Annotated in this window: 10 protein-coding genes and 1 other RNA gene; 3 read left to right on the top strand and 8 right to left on the bottom strand. The window is 56.4% G+C overall.

Going from position 1 to position 19708, the window contains the following annotated elements:
• Window positions 1-65: 65 nt before the first annotated feature.
• The 4 genes from rnpB to ABIB60_RS16785 form a co-directional block, all read right to left on the bottom strand.
• Window positions 66-548: RNase P RNA component class A (gene rnpB / locus ABIB60_RS16800), an RNA gene on the bottom strand.
• A gap of 463 nt (window positions 549-1011) precedes the next feature.
• Window positions 1012-2874, bottom strand: a complete 1863-nt coding sequence (locus ABIB60_RS16795) for a M1 family metallopeptidase (protein WP_354581534.1) — start codon at window positions 2872-2874, stop codon at window positions 1012-1014.
• A 247-nt stretch (window positions 2875-3121) separates the two neighbouring features.
• Window positions 3122-4234 (bottom strand): Smr/MutS family protein, encoded by a 1113-nt coding sequence (locus ABIB60_RS16790; RefSeq protein WP_354581532.1) that lies wholly within the window; start codon window positions 4232-4234, stop codon window positions 3122-3124.
• A gap of 403 nt (window positions 4235-4637) precedes the next feature.
• Entirely contained in the window at window positions 4638-5516 is an 879-nt protein-coding gene (locus tag ABIB60_RS16785) for a YfiM family lipoprotein (RefSeq protein ID WP_354581530.1), read from the bottom strand.
• 299 nt (window positions 5517-5815) lie between these two features.
• Between ABIB60_RS16785 and ABIB60_RS16780 the strand changes: the two genes are divergently transcribed.
• Complete coding sequence (locus tag ABIB60_RS16780; RefSeq protein WP_354581528.1) at window positions 5816-8707, top strand: alpha-amylase family glycosyl hydrolase; 2892 nt, start codon at window positions 5816-5818, stop codon at window positions 8705-8707.
• 116 nt (window positions 8708-8823) lie between these two features.
• On the opposite strand, the gene ABIB60_RS16775 is transcribed toward ABIB60_RS16780, so the two are convergent.
• Entirely contained in the window at window positions 8824-9672 is an 849-nt protein-coding gene (locus ABIB60_RS16775) for an N-acetylglucosamine kinase (RefSeq protein WP_354581526.1), read from the bottom strand.
• Between the two features lie 353 nt (window positions 9673-10025).
• On the opposite strand from ABIB60_RS16775, the gene ABIB60_RS16770 reads away from it, so the two are divergent.
• Window positions 10026-11132, top strand: coding sequence for a T9SS type A sorting domain-containing protein (locus ABIB60_RS16770; RefSeq protein ID WP_354581524.1), 1107 nt, complete (start codon window positions 10026-10028; stop codon window positions 11130-11132).
• Window positions 11133-11670: 538 nt separating this feature from the next.
• Here ABIB60_RS16770 and ABIB60_RS16765 read toward each other — a convergent pair.
• The 3 genes from ABIB60_RS16765 to ABIB60_RS16755 form a co-directional block, all read right to left on the bottom strand.
• Window positions 11671-12477, bottom strand: a complete 807-nt coding sequence (locus ABIB60_RS16765; RefSeq protein ID WP_354581522.1) for a SusE domain-containing protein — start codon at window positions 12475-12477, stop codon at window positions 11671-11673.
• A gap of 98 nt (window positions 12478-12575) precedes the next feature.
• A complete protein-coding gene (locus tag ABIB60_RS16760) occupies window positions 12576-14192 on the bottom strand; it encodes a RagB/SusD family nutrient uptake outer membrane protein (protein WP_354581520.1) in 1617 nt (538 codons plus the stop codon).
• Window positions 14193-14211: 19 nt separating this feature from the next.
• On the bottom strand, window positions 14212-17259 hold the full coding sequence (locus ABIB60_RS16755; RefSeq protein WP_354581518.1) for a SusC/RagA family TonB-linked outer membrane protein: 3048 nt from the start codon (window positions 17257-17259) through the stop codon (window positions 14212-14214).
• A 945-nt stretch (window positions 17260-18204) separates the two neighbouring features.
• On the opposite strand from ABIB60_RS16755, the gene ABIB60_RS16750 reads away from it, so the two are divergent.
• The gene (locus ABIB60_RS16750) at window positions 18205-19626 is read left to right on the top strand and encodes an alpha/beta hydrolase-fold protein (protein WP_354581516.1); all 1422 of its coding nucleotides are present in this window, start codon (window positions 18205-18207) and stop codon (window positions 19624-19626) included.
• Window positions 19627-19708 lie beyond the last annotated feature (82 nt).

The raw sequence follows: 19708 nt of genomic DNA, 5'->3' as shown, positions 1-19708 counted from the left end.
CCTGGCCTGGAGCATGCCGCAACCAAAACGGCCGCCGCACCCGAAGATGCGGCGGCCGTTTTGATGGGGGTGATGAGTCTGTAAGCCGGGTTTTGTCCGCCCGCCCGAAGACAAACGGCCCCACCATTTATCTAGGCCCGAACTTGCGCGCGGGCTCCATCAACCTACCCGCTGGCGCCGGACGAGCCGCCCGGTGCGCCCCCCGAAAGGGCCGCGTACCAGCTTATTTGGTCTTTCAACCCCTGAGGTTTACCCAGCCGGACTGGTCACCCAGCCGCTGGTGCGCTCTTACCGCACCTTTTCACCCTTACCAAAGGTGAGATAGTGAAATTGTGAAATGGTGAGTTATTCGTTCCGCTTGCGCAGATTGAACAGCAACTCACTAGTTCACCAACTCACCATTTCACCGCCTGGCGGTAATTTTCTGTGGCACTGGCTGTCCGACGCCGCTTTACGCTACGCCGTCCTTCCCGTTAGGAAGCAGGGTGCTCTGCGTTGCCCGGACTTTCCTCGTCGCTTTGCAGCGCCGCGGTGGGGCGACCCATCACTGCGGGCAAAGGTAGGTAAAGATGAACAGCGAAGCATGCTAACCCTGTACTAATAGTAAGGTTTAATACCTAGAATCTTAGGTACGCTCCAACGCTCAGGTACCAAGAAAAAGTAGCCGCAGACAAACGGAAAAATTAGAATTACGGCCGTAAGAAGCGTATTAGCCACTAGCAGACCGTAGCCATGCTTCCAAAACCAACTGATGAGTAGGCCCATTCCACCCGGCACAACTACGCACGAGCTGAGATACACAAAAGCAGGCTCCAAAGCGTGGAGCTTACCAGTAATTTTCCACCGAATAAGCGGCCCAATCAAGCCCAGAAGCGCTAGCAGGGTACCAGCCGCCACTTCAATAGAACACAGTGGCCAGCTGCCGGCAACGACGTAAACAGCCAACCCCCAAGCTAGCAGGCCTGGAATAAACACGAATAGAAGTAAAAGTCCCACAGTGGAAACAGCTACTTATTTACTTTCCCACAAATTATCCTTCGGGTAGCTGTCGGGCACGAGGGTGGCGCCTAGCTTCACCTGCTTCACGGCTTTGGTGGTGGCTAGGGGCACGGTTACGGTTTTCGCGCCTTGTTCCCACACGCCGATTGTGCGGTGCAGCTTCTCGATGGAGTTATCCTGGAAGGTTACAGTGAGGTCTACGGGCACGGGCTTGGTACCTTTGGCTTCCACTATTACATCATAGCCCATCGATGTTTTAGTAACCTGCTGGATGGCTAGGTCGGGGTAGCCGCCGTCGAAAAACCAGCGCTGCCAGAACCAGTTGAGGTTACGGCCGGCCCCGGCGTTCATTGAGTTAAAGAAGTCGTAAGGCATGGGGTGCTTGCCGTTCCACTGGCGGATGTAGGTATGCAGGGCCTTCGTGAACAGCTCGTCGCCCAGTAAATCCTTCACGTAGAGGTAGCCCAGGCCCGGTTTGGGGTAGGAGTTGAGGAAGAAGGGCGTGCCCGTCTGCTGGGTGCTGAGCGTGACGATGGGCAGATCCACCTCGGTATCGGCAGCGGCGGCGTAGGGGGCAATGCCGTAGTCGTCGTCCAGTTTGGGGTCAATCATGCCCGAAATCAGCCACTCGCCGATGGTGGCCCAGCCCTCATCCATCCAGCCGTACTTGGTTTCGTTGATGCCCATGTAGAATGGGAACATCGTGTGGAAAATCTCGTGGTCGGTGAGCGTAATGGCATCCTCGCGGGTGCTGGTGGGGTTGTCGTTCACCATCATGGGGTACTCCATCTGGTCCAGCCCGTCGAAAATGGTTTCGTGGGCGTAGGGGAAGGGCCACTTGGGGAAGGTGTAGCTCATGGCCTCCACCGTTTTCCGGGCAAAGTGCACCACCTCCTCGTAATCCTTGTGCTCGGGGTTGTACACGGCATCCACGCGGGTGCGTCGCTTGGTGGCGGGGTCCACTACCAGGCTGCTGGCCTGCCACACGTAGTGGTCGGTGGTGGCAAAGGCGAAGTCCGTCACGTTCTTGGCCTCGAAGTGCCAGGTATTCTGAGCGGCGGGGGCCGTCAGGTCGCGGGCTTTGAGGTCGGCGGCGCTGATGATAGAGGTGATGCCGTCCTTAGTTTCGGCCTCGCGCAGGCGCTGGGCGTACTTCTTGCCCAGCACTTTGTCGGCGTTGGTCAGGTCGCCGGTGGCCCACACCACAAAGTTGCGGGGCACGGTGATGTCGGCGGAGAAGTTGGCGAAGTCGTTGTAAAACTCTTGGCTGCCGATATAAGGGTTACGGTTCCAGCCGTCGATGTCGTCGTACACGGCCACGCGGGGGAAGAAGTAGGCCACAAAATCAGCCCCCGGCTCCACCTCCCCGGTGCGCATGTGGGAGCCTTTGTTGAGCGTGTAACTATACGTAACCGAAATCTGGGCCGTTTGCTTGGCCCCGATGGCCCGGCGCATGGGCACCGTCAGGTTGGTAAAATCAGCCTTAAGTTTCGCCACATCCACCGCCTGCCCGTTGATGGTCAACTTTTCCAGCTTCATGCCCTCGCCCACGTCCTCGGGGCTCATGCCGCTGGCCCGGGGGGCACCTTTCTTGTACAGGTTGGGGTAGAGCTTGAACCACAGCTGCCTGAGCGAGTCGGGGCTTTGGTTGTGGTAGGCAATATCAGCGGTGCCTTTTACCAGCCGCGTGGTCGGGTCGAAATTGACTTTCAGCTTGTAGTCGGCTGAGTTCTGCCAGTAGTTGGGGCCGGGCTGGCCAGTTACCGAGCGGGTGCCTTCGGCGTAGGTGGCCTGCAGGTTGCGCGGCACGGGCAGCTGCTGAGCCGCCAGGGTAAGGGGGAGGAGAGAAGCGGCGAGAAGCGCGGGAAATTTCATGAAGCGGAACTGATTACAACCGCTAAAGTAGCGGGTTGAACCATGGAGTTGCATTCCACCCCAGTCCGGTGGCTGCAAGCCGTCGGGTCGGTTGACGCCAACTGCCACCCGAACAACAACGAATCGACCTCAGCTAACGACAACCGGCCCGACGGCTTGCAGCCGCCGGACCGGAAAAACCTGTCATCACGGCACTAAGTCCGTATCCCAAATCTGCGCAATCCTTTTAATCCGCAAAATCCGCGTTCTACTTCAAGCGCACCAGCGTAGCGCCGTAGCCGAACTTTTCCTTCCGCGAATCCTCGAAGAACTTGATGTCCCGGTTGCGGCTGAGCAGTTTGTGCAGCTCTTTGCGTAGGGTGCCGTTGCCGGAGCCGTGGATGAAGATGATTTCGTGCATGTTAGTAGCCAGGGCGCGGCTCAGGGTATCCTCAAAGGCTTCGAGCTGAAGCTTGAGAATAGCCGTGTTACTCAGGCCCTCGGCGCCTTCCGGCATCAGGGCTTCCAGGTGCAGATCCACCTCGTGGGGCGGAGCCACAATTGCCTTAGCCGGCTCGGGGGCCGGGGCCACGGCGGCGGGCTTGGCCGGGGCGTTGCCGGTTAGTTGTGCCTTAAGCGTTTCGGCTAGCTTCTCGGGGGCAATGGCTACCGGGGCGGCGGGCTTCTCATCCAGCTGAAACAGGTAGGCCTCACGCTGCAGCACCGGTACGTTGGGCTGGCGGCTGGTGTAGAAGCTGGCGGCCTTGAACTGCAGCCGTTTGGTGAGCAGCTCGTAGGCCTCAGTGCCATTGAACCGGTAGGGCAGCAACTGCACCACGGCCGCCGGCCACTGGTCGAAGTCCTTGAGATGCCAGTGGCCCAGGGCCGGGCTGGCGGCTTTGGCTTCCAGCTTTTCAGCCTTCAGGCCTCGGTACTTGCCCTGGCGCTCCTCCCCGAAGGTGTAGAGCACGTCCCGGTCGGTGTGGTTGACGAGGTGCAAGGCCAGCAACTCCGGCGACTGGTGGGTGAGGGCCAGGTACAGGCCTTTCTGCACGGGCGGGGCTACGGTTTTGTCGGCTTTCACCGGGGCCGGCCCTTCCGATTTGCTCGGCTGGGCGGCTGTGGGGGTGCCCGCAGCTTTGGCGGCTCGAGCGGCGTGGGCGGCACCGGTTGCGGCCGCTTTTTTCTCGGAGGCAATGGCGGCGGCGCTCTGCCCGAAGGCCTTGGTTTCCTCGGCGGCTACCACTACCACTTCGCGGCGTAGCACCGGAATGGTGAAATCATTATCAATGGCTACTTCCACCAGCTCCTCGCTGAGCAGGCGGGTTACAATGCCTTCTTCGCGCCCGGTGAGCAGGCGTACACGGTCTCCAACATTCATAAATCACAGATTAACGCTGATTAGGCTGATTTCACAGATGCCGTTGAGTGAAACAACGGCTTGGACCCGAAACGGGCGAAGTTCGGGGTATAACACGAAAAACTTGCAAAAAGATACAGTAGGCATAGCTGTTTGCCATAATCTGCCAGCTTACGGGCACAGGTGAGTTCACGCTAACTCTATGCCTCAAAAGAAGGGGCTCTTGGTATAACGTGGGCTTCTGGTCTTCGCTTTCACCGGCTTCAGTTTTCCATAACTTTTCGTGCCAAGCTCCGGAAAACAGCGCGTAACTTCCTGCTCAGCCGCCACCAAAAATCTGCGGTGTATACACTATCCATCATTCTGCTACCGCCTGCCGTCAGAACGAATCTGCGCTATCTGCCTTATCTGCAACATCTGTGATTTAGTAGTACAGCCCGTGCGCCACAAAACCGCGCCGGGCGTTCCATTCCAGCGCCGGAGCCGGCAAGTGGAAGATGCTGGCCACGTAGAATACCCGCTTCAGCACTTTGCTACGGGTCGGAATGCGGCGTAAATCCACGTCGAGGCTGAGGTAGAACTGCCGGTAGGGCCGCAGGCCCAGGGCGGCGTTGGCATCGGGGTCGTTGAACACCATTTGTTGGGCTCCGTAGCCTAGGGCCGGCTGCAGCCAACGGGGCCAGCGCGAGGTGCTCGGCAGCCAAGCCCCCACATCGGCGCAGAGCCAGTAGGTCTGGCCGTTGTAGTCTTTGAGGTGCTTCTCGGCCAGACTGCGGCCCAGCACATTGGGGCGCAGGGCGGAGTAGCGGGTGGTATGGAAGGAGTACTTGGGCATGATGCGCACCTCGTTCCAGGCCAGCTGCTGCCCAATCAGCCCGGCCGAGCCCAGGAAATTGGCAGCCAAATCGGTGGCGGAGGCTCCGTACTCCGGGTCACGGCCATCAAGTAGCTCGATAGGGCTTTGGAGCAGGAACCCCACGAAGCCCCCGTACCAGGTGGCCCGTCGGTCGGGCACGCCGGCCCAGCTCAGCATATCCACCGCGCCCCGGCTCTCGTGGAAAGCCCCCCAAAAATGGCCGGCCTTGTCCATCTGCTTCCATTCGGGCAGGTCGTTAAACCAGTGAAAGCGCGTCCGCTCACCAGTGTACCAGCCTTTGCTCAGCAGGTACATGCTGGCTGAATACGACACTACCAACCCTCCGGCCAGAACAGGCAACCGTTGATTGAGGCGGGAAACCGGCGGCAGCGTATCGGTGGGGGAATAGGCCGATGTAGTGGGCCGCTGACCGGTAGCCAGTGCCACTGTGGGCGCCTGGGCTTGCGCTGTAGCTATAGAAAGCAGCGCGGCCAATAAGAAGCAGGTACGCAACCCGAGCTGCCATGCGGAAAAACGAGGGCCAGACAACAAAACCACGCGGGAAGCTCAGTGAAATTAAAACGCGCTTAAATCTACGAGAAAAGCCGCTATTGACTTGGCAGTACGTGAGTACTTACCGTATCTTTAATGCCCTCTTGCACTCGTATCGGTTGTTCTCTTTCTGATACGGTCAATAGGGCACCAAAGATGAGCATCCATTTTTTAAATTCCCAACTCCTTTTTTCATGAAAGCACTTCGACTTATTCTGAGTCTGGTGGCAATGCTGGCCGCAGGGCCGGTTTTGCGGGCTCAGGTGGTTACCACGCAGCCCTCGCCATTTCTGGCCAGTCAGGCGGTAACCATCACGTACAATGCCACTCAGGGCAACGCAGCACTAGCCAACTTCACCGGCGACGTGTACATCTGGACAGGCGTGGTGATTGACAGCCCCACCGGTACGCAGTGGACCAACGTCAAAAGCCCCAGCTTTAACCAAGCTGACCCAGCCGCCAAAATGACCCGGGTAAGCGCCAACGTGTACACCATCACGTTTACGCCCAACACCTACTATCCCATTCCAGCGGGTACCACTATCTACCGCCTGGGCATGATCTTCAAAAACGCCGATGGTACCTTAGTAGGCCGCGGACCTAACGGCGACATCTACGTGGATGTGGCTCAGAACCAGTTTGACCTGCGCTTTACGGCTCCCACGGGCCCGGGTGCCACGTCGGTGCCGCTGAACACGCCCACCACCGTTACCGGCACCTCGGCCGTGCCCGCCACGCTCACGCTGTCGTTGAACGGCACCCAGATTGCCCAGCAGACCAACACCACCAGCATCAGCGCCAGCGTAACGCTCACGCAGGCTGGTGCCAACACGGTGCGCCTGACGGCTACCAATGGTACCGCAACGGCTTCTTCCGACCTCGTGCTGCAAACCCGCGCAGCCGTAACGCTGGCCGCCTTGCCCGCCGGGGCCAAGCGCGACGGGGTAACGTACATCAACAACGGCACTTCCGCCATCCTGAGCCTCACGGCACCGAACAAGCAGTTCATTCACGCTATTGGGGAGTTCAATAACTGGACGGCCAACGATGCCTCGTACATGAAGCGCACGCCCAACGCCGCCGGCACTGCCGATAACTCGGTAGATGGCCGTTGGTGGATTCAGATTGATGGCCTGACTGCCGGGCAGGAGTACGCCTATCAGTTTCAGGTTGACGGCGGCCTGCGCGTACCCGACCCTTTCACTGAGAAGGTGCTTGACCCCAATAACGACCAATACATTACCGCCGCTACCTACCCTGGCCTGAAGGCCTACCCTGCCGGACGGACTACGGGCATCGTCTCGGTGCTGCAAAGCAACGCCCCCGGCTACACATTCCAGACTACCAATTTCCAGCGTCCCAAGAAAGAGGATATGGTGGTGTACGAACTGCTGCCGCGCGACTTCATTGCCCGCCACGATTACAAAACGCTGGTGGATACGCTGGCTTACCTTCAGCGCCTGGGCGTGAATGTGATTGAGCTGATGCCGGTGAACGAGTTTGAGGGCAACGAAAGCTGGGGCTACAATACCTCGTTCTACTTCGCCCCCGACAAGTATTACGGCCCGAAAAACGACCTGAAGCGCTTCATTGATGAGTGCCACCGCCGCGGTATGGCCGTGGTGCTGGATATGGTGCTCAACCAGTCGTTTGGCCAGAGCCCGATGGTACAGATGTACTTCGAGGATGGCAACCCGTCCACTTCCAACCCCTGGTTTAACCGCACCGCCACCCACCCCTTCAACGTGGGCTACGATTTCAACCACGAAAGCTCGTTTACCCGCTACTTCAGCAAGCGTGTAATGGAGTTTTGGCTGAAGGAATACAATATCGACGGTTACCGCTTCGACCTCAGCAAAGGCTTTACCCAGAAGGTTACCACCGATGCCGGCGCCTGGAGCCAGTACGACCAGTCGCGCGTGAACATCTGGAAAGACTACCGGGACTTCCTGGTGAGCGTGGACCCTACGTCCTATTCCATCCTGGAGCACTTGGGCAACAACGACGAGGAAAAAGTCTTGTCGGATATGGGCCTGATGCTGTGGGGCAAGATGACGGATGCCTACAACGAAGGCACCATGGGCTACAACGAAGGCGGCAAATCGAACTTCAGCTACGGCTACTACGGCACCACCGCTCAGGGTGGCCGCGGCTGGAGCGCCCCCAACCTGATTACCTATATGGAAAGCCACGACGAAGAGCGGCTCATGTATAAGAACCTCGCCTTCGGCAACGTGGCTGGTAATTACTCGGTGAAAAATCTGCCCACGGCTTTGGCCCGGCAGGAGCTGGCCGCCGCCTTCTTCTTCCCGGTGCCCGGCCCCAAAATGATCTGGCAATTTGGCGAAGTGGGCTATGATAAGTCTATCTTCTCCTGCCCCGATGGGACTATTCCTCAACCGTACCCCAAGGATGACTGCAAGCTGAGCAATAAGGCCCCCGAGTGGACCTACTACCAGAACGCCAACCGTCGCCGCTTGTACGACGTGTACCGCAGCCTGATTACGCTCAAAACGCAGGAGCCCGCATTTGAGAATCCGGCCAGCTTCACCCAGAACCTGAACGGCGCGGTGAAAACCATGCAACTCACCGACCCCCGCCTGAACGTGACCATCGTGGGCAACTTTGGCGTGCAGACGGCCACGGTAGTGCCTAACTTCCAAGCCGCCGGCACGTGGTATGACTACCTGACCGGCCAGACCCTCACCGTAGCTGACCCCGCCGCTCCGCTCACGCTGGCCCCCGGTCAATACGCCGTATACACTTCGCGCCGCATTGCCATTCCGGCCGGTACGGTTCTGAGCAGCAAAGCCCGCCGCGAAGCCCTGGCCCTGCAGCTGACGGCCGCGCCTAATCCCGCCGCCACCGCCGCCCAGCTGCGCTACACCCTGCCCCAAGCCGGTAACGTGCAGATTACGGTAACGAACCTGCTAGGTGCCACCGTGCAGACGCTGCCCGCTGCCCGCCAAACCGCTGGTGCCAAGCAGGTAGATCTGCCCCTGAGCAACCTGAGCAACGGCGTGTATCTCGTGCGCTTAGCCGCCGGTGAGCAGCAGCAAACCATTCGCCTGGTAGTGCAGCACTAAGTTGACGCTGCAGCCAACGGCAAACAAAATCGGCCGCCCCACATGGGGCGGCCGATTTTGTTTTATGCTTTATTAAAGCAGAACCAGGTATCGAGTTGCTTTACTCGTCCTGAAGCCTACTTCAGCTTCGCTTCGTGGTAGGAAACCAGGTCATCGATAGGGGAGCGGATGATTTTGCCCACTTCCATACTGTGGCTGCGGGCCACCTGGGTCAGCGCGTCGCGGAAGTTGTAGCCCACCGAGCCCACGCAGTTGAACGTGTAGTCCTGGTAGTTGGGGTAGTGCCGCACAATGTTGTCGAAGAAGGTTTCGAACCCTTGTAGCACAATCTCGCGGCAGTAGCTGATGTTGTTGTGGTCGTAGGTGAACTTGGCGAAGCTGGCCAGGAAGCGGTTGGGCAGGGGCTGATTGTAGAGCCGGTCCAGGATTTCGTCGCGGGTGTGTTTGAACTCTTCCTGAAAAATTTCCTGCAACCCGTCGGGCAACAGCCCTCGCAGGTAGTCGCGCAGCAAGCGTTTACCAATGAAAGAGCCCGAGCCCTCGTCGCCCAAGAAATACCCCAGCGAATCTACATTGTACGTAATCTTCTCCCCATCGTAGAGGCAGGAATTGGTACCCGTACCCAGAATAGCAGCAAAACCTGGCTTATCGCCCAATAGCGCGTGCGCGGCGGCGAGCAGGTCTTCGGCCACAAATACGTTGGCGTTGGGGAAAATTTCGCGCATGGCGGCGGCTACTCGTTCGGCTTTCTCGGCATTATGTACGCCCGCCCCGTAGTAGTACACCTTGCTTACTTCCTGGCGGGGTAGTGTATCGGGCAGGTTTTTATCGAGCGAGGCGGCAATAGCGGCAGTGCCCATAAAATCGGGGTTGTAGCCTTCGGTGTTGAAGTACACCCGGTTGCCGGTGTTGTCAAGCTGGCACCAGTTGCTCTTGGTCGAGCCGCCATCAGCAATTAGAATCATGTTGGATCAGGAAAAAGGAAGTGAAGTATCCGGTTACTACCTGCAAAGGCAGTATGCAGCGCAAGTTCTGCAGTTATCCGCAACGAAGCACGAAAAAGATTCTGGTAGAAAAAAATGCTTACTTAATTCCATCAGTCCCCTACTATTCAAGATGGTCGTGGATGTAGCCTGGACTCTCAGATAGTATTGATTAGTGCCAGACAACATGGCGTTTTGCTACGGATACCTCGTTTTTATTATTGAGATATAACTTTTATGTGTCTTAATAAGTAGTATTTTTATAGCGCAGTCGGGGGGGTAAGTGCTTACCTACCTTTAGGCAGCGCCATATACATTCACCTTCTCTTTTTATCATGAAAAAACAGTTTACTCTAGCTGCTCTCGGACTCGTTTTGATGGCTCCTGCTGCATTTGGTCAAACGCTTGATGGGCAAGTACTGGCTTCTGAGGGATACACTCAAATCGGCCGCTACAACAGCACCATCCGGGGTTTCGGTGACCATGGTCTCGTTGCGCTGTATGCCAAAACCACCGCTACGAAGGTGTACGTTGCGCTGACCGGCGCTCTGGAATCGAACGGTAACTCGTTTCAGATTTACATGAATCATCCCCGTAAAAATGGGGTGGCATCTGGCACGGCATTACCGAAGAGCAACATCACGGGCACCTCTTTTCAGCAGAACTCGCCCACTATGGAGCTGACCCAGACAGACTACGGTTTTGGGGTAAAAGGTGGAACTACTAACTCGGCGAGCAGCATCATCGACTACACTCGTCTGACCGGAACCGGAACGGCTGCAACCGCCACCGACCAGGTAACCGGTAACCTCCCGGTAGATGGTACGGCGGTAACGGTTGACGCGGCTACCACGGGCGGGCTGAACAAGACCCGGATGGCGTTCAAAAACGTGTTTACACTAGTTGGCGCTACTCCCGCCACTCCGACCCATAACGGTACCCAAGGCTGGGAAATTGAGCTGGACCGCGCTGATCTGGATATTCAGAACGGTGACGTTTTACAATTCTTCGCTGCTCAAAACAACGATAACGGCGGCTACTATTCCTCCGATGTTATTCCGGAAGTTACCGGCAATACCACTGCTACCAACTCGGGTAACCTGGCTGCCAACCCTAATTTTGTTACGCTGGCCGGAAACCAGTTCGTAAATTATACGGCTGTAATTACGGCTACCCAGAAGGCTGTTGCTCAAGCCCTGCAGTTCTCTGTATATCCTAACCCTTCTGCAGGTAATGCCGATGTAAACTTCTTGGTGCCTTCGGGTCAGCAGGAAGTTGAACTACAGGTATTCAACTCGGTTGGTCAAAAAGTTCAGCAACTGAGCTTAGGCCGTCGTAGCGGTAAGCAAGTTGAGCCCCTGCGTAACCTGCAGGCTGGTTCCTACTACGTGAAGCTGCGTGTAGGTGACCAGGTTACCAGCCAACTGGTAGCTGTGCAATAGTCAATTAGCATATACCATGGACGGTAAAAAGGAGAGGAAGCACTTCAGTGCTTCCTCTCCTTTTTTTATAGAAAAGCCATACCAGAAATTGTCAAAACGATTTTGCTGAGTAAAGTCGTTTTGACAATTTCTGGTATGGTTTTAAGATGTAATAGTCTTTTAATCGGTGCAGGGACGCGACACTTCACATTTCCCCTTTGAACGATGATCATGTAGTGTGGAGCAGAAGACCAGATGCGAGGTCCCGCTATATTCTAGGTGCATTATTCAGCCTATTAGCTTCACAAGCCAATGTTAAATAGTAGGCTAAATAGTTTTCCTTGAATTGATATAATTAATCAATAACTCGCAGCACTGATAAATAACCTACCTGAGTTACATAATATCATCCCGATTTTTTAGCGACGGACAATGTAGTAAAAAGGGTTACATAATTTTATTGTTTCAGCTGTTCATTTCAGATACTGAGGGATATCCTTTAACATAAAAAAAGCCGCTGATGAACACAGCGGCTTTTTTTATACCAAAATACTAAGCGTTAGGGGGTGATGGTCACCTTGCCACCGGTAGTAGCACCAGCAGCATCAGTGGTTACTTCCAGCTTCACCGTGTAGGTGCCAGGCGTAGTAATTGTCAAATCCGAACCGCCAGGGGTTAAGGTTACTCCTTTGGTATAATCTCCGGTGACGCCGCCAAGGTTGGTGCCCCAATCTTGATTACGACGGAATTTGAAAGGACCAGCGTTGAGGGCCATGCGGGCTACGTATCCGCGCACGCGGCAGTCGTAAGGCATGTTGCGGTCGGTGGCGGTAGCACCGGGCCAGCCGTCACCGGCTGGGCCTACCAAACCCCAACGGTCGGTAGGAGCCACGAAATCAGGATAAGGAGAAGCTACCAACGACTGTACAGCCGAGTATACTGGGGTAACAGCATCGCCAACAGTTGCTTTCACGCGCACTTCCAAAGGAAAAGCAGCGGGGTTTGCGGGCAGGCTGCAGTCAATAGCATTATACAAATCATTCAGCTCCTTGTTGGTGAACGATTTGCTCAGGCTGCTGCCAACGTTGAAATCCTGCGTTGAAGCAAAGTCAGTGCCGCGCTTGGCAAATTGCAAGGTGTACACCACCGCTGCATTATAGCCAAAGTCCACTTTGCTCCAACTGTACGTTACTGCCTGACTGCTGGAGTTAGAAGTGGTGATGTTAGCCGTGGTAGTTGAGGCAGTTAAGGTAGTAGCTGCATTAGAGTTAATGACTACTTTATCCTCGTCTTTCTCACAAGATGCCAGAGCTACAGTTGCCAGCGCAAACGCACCAGCAAAAGTCCGAGTAATCCAAGTTTTCATGAAAAGTCGATAATGAGTGGGAAAATCAGCAAGTATTTCTGGTCCTCAACCAATCCCGTGGGGAATGAATTCCGAGGACCAGAAATAAACTGTGCAGCTTAGTAACCGGGGTTCTGACGACCAGCCAGGTTGGGGTTTGCTACGATGTCCGTGTTAGGAATGGGGAACAGTACACGCGTGGCTTCCACGTCGCGGCCAGCCCGCACACCACCTTTGAAGGGCCAGTTGTTGCCGGTAGCGTAGCGGCCAAAGCGAATCAGGTCGGTACGACGGTGACCTTCCCAGAACAGTTCCCGGGCCCGCTCATCCAGAATATCATTCAGGGCCAGCGTGGTCAGCGTTGGTGCTTTGGCACGGGTGCGCAGGTCATTTACGTACGTAGTAGCCTGGGCAACACTGCCACCGGAACCACCCCGCAGCACGGCTTCGGCGTACATCAGCTGCACGTCGGCCAGGCGGAACATGGGGTAGTCGGTATCGGCGAAGTTGCCTTCGCCGCCCTGCTCCTGGGAGTCGGAGCCACCTCTGCCCGTGGAGGTAACGTTGCGCCATTTGGTAACCAGCGGCCCGCTGCTGAACTGATCCAGGGAGTCAACGTTCGGGTTCTGACCCCGGGTGAAGAGCATAGCCCGACGGGAATCATCCGCGTTGGAGCGGCTGAAGATCTGCGTCAGGTTCTGCTTGGCGCGCAAGCCGGCCCAGCCGTTGTTAATGCCCGCGCTGGTTGGCGACACGCCCCGGCCTACGGGAGCGTGCACCAGGAAAGTCATGCCACCAAACGTTTTAGTCCGCAGACCATCAAACGTAACGGGGAAGATGATTTCGTTCTTGGCGCTGGACGTACTGTTGTCGGCCAGGAACAGGTTGGCATATACCGGGCTGAGGGTGTAGCCAGCGGCCAGTACTTTTTTGGCGTAGGTAATGGCTTCCGTGTTCTTAGCAGTGCCAGTGTACACCTGCGCATTCAGGTACAGCTTGGTGAGCAGCGTCCAGCACATGGCCTGGTCGGCGCGGCCGTACACGGCGCGGGGAGCCAGCAGCTCCGTACCCGAATCCAGAGCCAGCAGCTCCGATTCTACGAAAGCAAACAGGTCGGCGCGGTTACGGTAGGTAGGGTTGGTGCCGATGGCAGACTCTTCCGTAGCAAACGGTCCGCCGCCGAACAGGTCAATGGCGTGCCAGTAGCACAGGGCGCGCAACAGGCGAGCTTCGGCCCGGTAAGTGCGGACCGTGTTGGCAGCGTCACCGCTGATGCCCCGCTCGGAAAGCCTGGCATCCGTCGTCTGGCGGATAAACTCGTTGCAAAGACCAATTTCGTAGTAGATACGGTCATAAGTGGCCCGTACAAACTCGTTGTCGGCATTCCACTGCAGCGTGTTGATGGAAGGCAGGTTACCATCGTTCCAGCCTAGCACGGCCTCATCGGTGGTAATTTCCTGCAGCTGCCAGTACTGACGAATGTAGTTGGAGAAGCCTTCATCGATACCGGTGATGTCGGGGGAGCCGGCGGGGCCGGACTGGCCGCTCACGGCGAAGGTGGCATACAGACGAGCCAGTACTTGCTCAATCTGAGCGGGGTCACTGTATACTACTTCGGAGTTGGCCGAGTAGTCCGGAATCTGGTCCAGGTCGTTGATGCAGGAAGTAGTCAGAGAAGACAGCCCGGCAGTCAAGGCCAGCATTCCCAACATGCGGGTGAATGTATTGCGGTTCATAAAGCGAATGATGGGAAAATTAGATACCGAGATTCAGGCCAACAGTGAACGTACGAGGACGGGGATAAATCGTATTGTCGATGCCACCAATTACCTCTGGGTCAAGACCTTTGTACTTGGTCACGAGGAACACGTTCTGAACCGCAAATGACAGGCTTAAGTTCGTGCCTTTGCGCACCATTTCGCCGAAATTATAGCCGAGCGTAACGTTTTCCATGCGCAGGAACGAGCCATTCTCTACGAAGTAATCGGAGAAGTACTGGGCGCTGGAGAAGCCGGAGTTCAATACCTCCCGGTTCCGGTTCGGCACGAAGCCGCTGGTGCTCAAATCGTAGAAGCTGCTTGCCCGGTTGTTGTTGTACACGTAGTTGCCCAGGTTGGAGCGCAGCGTGAAGGCCAGGTTAGCACCGCCATAAGAAATGTTGGCGCCGCCACCCAGCACATAATCCGGGCGGGCCGACTTGTACCGGTACCGGTCAGAGCTAGTGATGGTGTTGCTACCATCCCGGTCTACGTACACGCCTTCCAGAGGCTTGCCGTTCTGGCCGTATACCTGCTGGTTTACGTAGAAGGTCTGGGTAGAATAGCCCACGGTGTTCACCTGAATGGTGTTACCTACACCACCGCCGATACCACCCGTCAACTGCCCAACGTCATTCGGCGAATCGGAGCCGGTGAGTTTGGTGAGGCGGTTTTGGTTGTAGGTGGCGTTGGCGTTAACCGTAATGTTCAGCCGGTCGCCCTTCACTACATCCACGTTGGCAATCAACTCCACCCCTTTGTTGGTGAGGGAGCCGGTGTTGAAGGTACCGCCGTTGGAGAGGCCGGCTAGGGCCGCCACCGTGCGGAAGTTCAGCAGGTCCTTGGTGTCACGCTTGTAGAAGTCCACGGAACCGAAGAAACGGCCCCCGAAGAAACCGTAGTCCAGACCGGCGTTGTACGTCGTGGTGGTTTCCCAGGTGATGTCGCGGTTGTACTGATCAGGCCGCAGGGTGCGCAGGAAGCGGGGAGTGCCATCGGCGTTGTAGCCGAGCTGGTACTGCGCCGTGAGGTTACTGAGCGACAGGTTGGCCAGGAAGGGATAAAAATTAGTTCCCAGGTCCTGCTGACCGGTCTGGCCGTAGCCCAGGCGGATTTTCAGATCCGAAATAGCGGAAGCATCCTTCAGGAAATCTTCCCCCTTAATCCGCCAGGCAAAGGCGCCCGAAGGGAAATAACCAAAATGGTCAGGGTTAAAGCGGGAAGTACCGTCGGCCCGGAACGTACCCGTGAACAGGTACTTATCGGCGATGTTGTAGTTGAGGCGGCCAAAGAACCCCAGCAGCACGTTGGTGTTCAAATAGGTATCCTCGCCGGAGTAGCTCAACGACACGGGAGCGAAGATGCTGCGGTCGGCGCGGAAGTCGTCAAATACGTAGCTGCGGTTCTCAAACTTCTGGTAAGAGTAACCGGCCAGCAGCTCGGCCCGGCCTGGCCCGATGGTACGCTCATACTTGGCGTAGGCTTCGAGCAGGGTGTTGTTCAGATCCTGGGAATAGTTATTGTTTACCCCTTGGCGGTTGAAATCGGAACCAGCCGTGGCGGGCACAAACGTGGTACCCCGGCCGCGCTGAATGTCGTAGCCCAGGTTCAGATTGGCGCTTAGGCCCGACAGGAAAGGCAGCTTGTAGTCCAGCTGAATGTTACCGATGCTGCGCTTTACGGTGCTCCGGTTGCGGCGCTGATTGATCAGACCTACCGGGTTGCGGGGCGAGAGGGTGTTCAGCGAAACAACCCCGTTGTCGTCCTTATTATTGAACTCGGTGTAGCCACCATAGGCAGCCAACTGCGCCGGCGTCAGGCCGAAGGGGTTGCCTTCCGTGCCATTCACCTGAACGGGCTGCGTGGGGTCGAAGGTAACGGCGCTACCCACGGCATCTTGGTTGGAGAAGTTGTTGTCGATCCAGGAACCCTTCACGTTCAGGGTCACGCGCAGGTTGCCATCCAGTAGCACCGGCGTCAGGCTCAGGGCCCCGCTAAAGCGCTTCAGGTCGTTGGCTTTCAACAAGCCCTGCTGAGAAAGGAATCCACCCGAAGCACGGTAGGGTACCTTGCCTGCATTGCCGCTGATGCTCACGTTGTTATCGGCAGTGTACGCCGAGCGGTAGATTTCACGCTGCCAGTCGGTGCTGGCCGTGCCCAGCGTAGCTTTCTGACCAGCCGTACCCCGAGTGTTTACCAACTCCCGGAATTCATCAGCGGAGAGAACATCCGAGTATTTGGCAACAGTAGCAATGGACTGCTGCGTGGATACATTCACGTGGAAAGCATCACCTTGCACTCCTTTCTTAGTGGTTACCAAAATTACGCCGTTCGAGGCCCGTACCCCATAGATGGCCGTGGAGGAGGCATCTTTCAGGACGGTAATGCTCTCAATGTCGTTGGGGTTAATCAGCGACAGTGGGTTAGTAGCGCCAGCCAAGCCGTTATTATCCACGGGCACACCGTCGATGATAATCAGGGGCGAGTTGGAGGCCGATAGGGAAGAGCCCCCGCGAATCAGGATTTGGGAGTTGGCACCCGGAGCACCACCACCCGTTGTAATCTGCACGCCGGCTACTTTACCCTGCACCAGTTGCTCGGGGTTGGTAACCTGACCTTTCACGAACTGCTTCTCAGAAATCTGTTCTACAGCGCCGGTCAGATCCTGCTTGCGCTGGGTACCGTAGCCAATAACTACTGCCTCGTTCAGCAGCGTCGTGTTTTCGGATAGCGTGAAGTTGTTAACTGCCGTGTTCTGCCCGGTAGTTACCGTAATGCTCTGCCGCTGCGTGGTGTAGCCCACAAACGACAGCACCAGAGTACGGGGGCCGGAAGGAACATTCTGAATGGAGAAGGTACCGTCAGAGTTGGTGGAGCCACCCAGGGTGGTGCCTTCAATAATAACGGTAACACCCGGCATGCCTTCGCCTTTCTCATCGAGAATACGGCCGCTTACCGTTCCAGTTCCCTGAGCGTACGCGCTGCTCACGCTCACACCAGCGCAGAGGAGGGGCAGCGCCAGTTTCGCTAGATAGGGGTGTTTCATGGAAAAAAAGTTAGGGGTTGAAATGGATTTTTCCGGACAAACCGGAGTGGGAATTTAGTGGTCCTAGGCACCGGCAGTAATGAGTAGAACGGTGAGTGACTCATTCTACACCAGCCATTACATTCGGGTTCAACATCACCAAATTATTAAGAAACAGCGCAAGTTACGGGGTTCGGATAGACAAAAACAATGGCCGGTGAGGGGGAAGATGGTTTCGTTATAATTGCATTTTGCAGCGCCAGCATCTAGTGAGGAGGTAAAATGCAGCTTTCTACTGCCGATTGTAACGTATTGGGCAGGAGAAAGGAGACAATGAAATAAGCTTGGAAGCCCCTTTTTACCAGCTTATTTAGCTTAAATTCACCTGCTGCTCAGTTGTTAGGGTATTGCTGTAATTAGGTGCTGTATTGATTCAAGCAGTTTTGGGTTGGTACAGAGAAGAGGAATCATTTAGCGGAGTAGTGATAGGGGGGAGAAGGCAGCGAATGATAGTGTATTGATCTAAAAACCCCGCTAGACACCGAAAACAGCCTGATTCCGTCAGGCTACTGCTAGATAAGTGAAAGGCATTGATTGATGATGGGAGGCAAATAGAGCAATAGTGTTAGTTAATATAGTACCAGCTTGGTTGATGGAAAATTGACATCCTGTAAGAAGGGTTTTTGTATAAATTTTAGTCGGGGAATGGGCGGTTGGTGCTGCTGCTCAATCATCCTGCTGTGTACTATTGCAGCGTAGAGAAAGTGGGCTGCCGTAAGGGCTTACTCACTGCTATTGCCAGCTTGGGCCAGGTAACAGATAACTGCATTTTCCCGGAAAAGTACAGGTTGGCTTTAAGTGATTCAGCGTCACCTGTCAAGCGGTTACGGGCGCGCCAACTTGCTCATATCCGGAGCTTGAATATTTGTTGGTAGCTTGCTTACTCCTCGTTTTCCCTCCCACACTATGATGCGCTTTTTTACCGCCGCCGCTCTGGCCTTTTTTGCATCCGGCGTACATGCTCAAACAACTTTCCGGCTGACCTCAGTGCCAGCTGCCACACCTGCCAGTGCCACTTTGTACATGGCCGGCTCTTTCAACACCTGGAATCCCGGCAGCACCACCCACGCCTTCACCAAAGCTACCGACGGCACCTATCAGCTTACCCTGCCGGCTTCGGTTACCGGGACAGTTGAGTTCAAGTTTACCCGCGGCTCCTGGGCCACCGTTGAGTCAGATGCGCAAGGCACCGACATTGGCAACCGGCGCTACACTACTGGGAGCGGCCCAGCTACCGTAGACCTGCAAATAGCCGGCTGGAAAGACCTGGGTAGTGGGGGCGGCAGCTGCCAGAGCACGGCCTTGCAGCCCAACGTGCAGGTGCTCAGCGCTACGTTCCAGGTGCCTCAACTGAACCGCACGCGCCGGGTATGGATTTATCTGCCCAACGACTACGGTACGGCTGCTACCAAGCGTTACCCCGTGCTGTACATGCACGATGGGCAGAACGTGTTTGACGCCTGCACCAGCTTCTCGGGGGAGTGGGGCGTGGATGAGACCCTGAGCCAGCTGCAGCAGCAGGGCGTGGATGCCACGGGCTCCATTGTGGTGGCTATTGACAACGGCGGCTCCGACCGGCTCAATGAATATTCTCCTTGGAATAACCCCCAGTACGGCGGCGGGCAGGGCGACCAGTACGTGGATTTTCTGGTTCAAACGCTCAAACCCTACATCGACCAAAACTACCGCACCCTCACCGGGCGGGAGTTCACCGGCATTGCCGGCAGTAGCATGGGTGGTCTGATTTCGACTTATGCGGCCCTGAAATATCCGCAGGTGTTCAGCAAAGTGGGGGTATTCTCGCCGGCGTTCTGGTTTGCCGATAAGCCGTTATTTCAATACCTGCGGCAGCACCCGGCTAATCCCGCCACCCGCTTTTACTTCGTGAGCGGCAGCACCGAAAGCCAGACGATGGTGCCGCTGATGCAGGCCATGCGCGACTCGCTGGCGAAAGGCGGTGTGCCGGCGGCTAACCTGAGCTTCAACGCCAAGGCCGACGGGCAGCACGCCGAGTGGTTCTGGAAGCGGGAGTTTTCGGCGGCTTACCAGTGGCTACTGCAGCCGGCCGTGGTAACCGGCGCCCGCAAGGCGCAGGCCCTGGCGTTCAGCGCCTACCCAAATCCGGCCAAAAACCAGCTAACGGTGCAGTTGCCCGCCGATGTGCGGGAAGCGAAAGCCGAGGTGCTGGATATGGCTGGCCGCAGTGTGTTGCGGGAAAAAGTGAAGGCCGGGGCCGTGCTCAACGTGAGCGGGCTGGCGAAAGGTACCTACCTGCTGCAGCTCACGGCCGGCTCCCGCCGCGGCTCCCAGGTGCTGGTAAAAGAGTAAATTTGAAAAAAAGCGGGCGTTGATTGCAAATTTCACAACCTGCTTTACCTTTGTGGCGTTCAAGCCCGACAACAACTCTTCG

The sequence above is a fragment of the Hymenobacter sp. UYP22 genome, assembly GCF_040547285.1.
In the GTDB taxonomy this organism is placed as follows: domain Bacteria; phylum Bacteroidota; class Bacteroidia; order Cytophagales; family Hymenobacteraceae; genus Hymenobacter.
The sequence above is the reverse complement of the archived record's forward strand: the minus strand, read 5'-3'. Positions and strand labels throughout refer to the sequence as shown.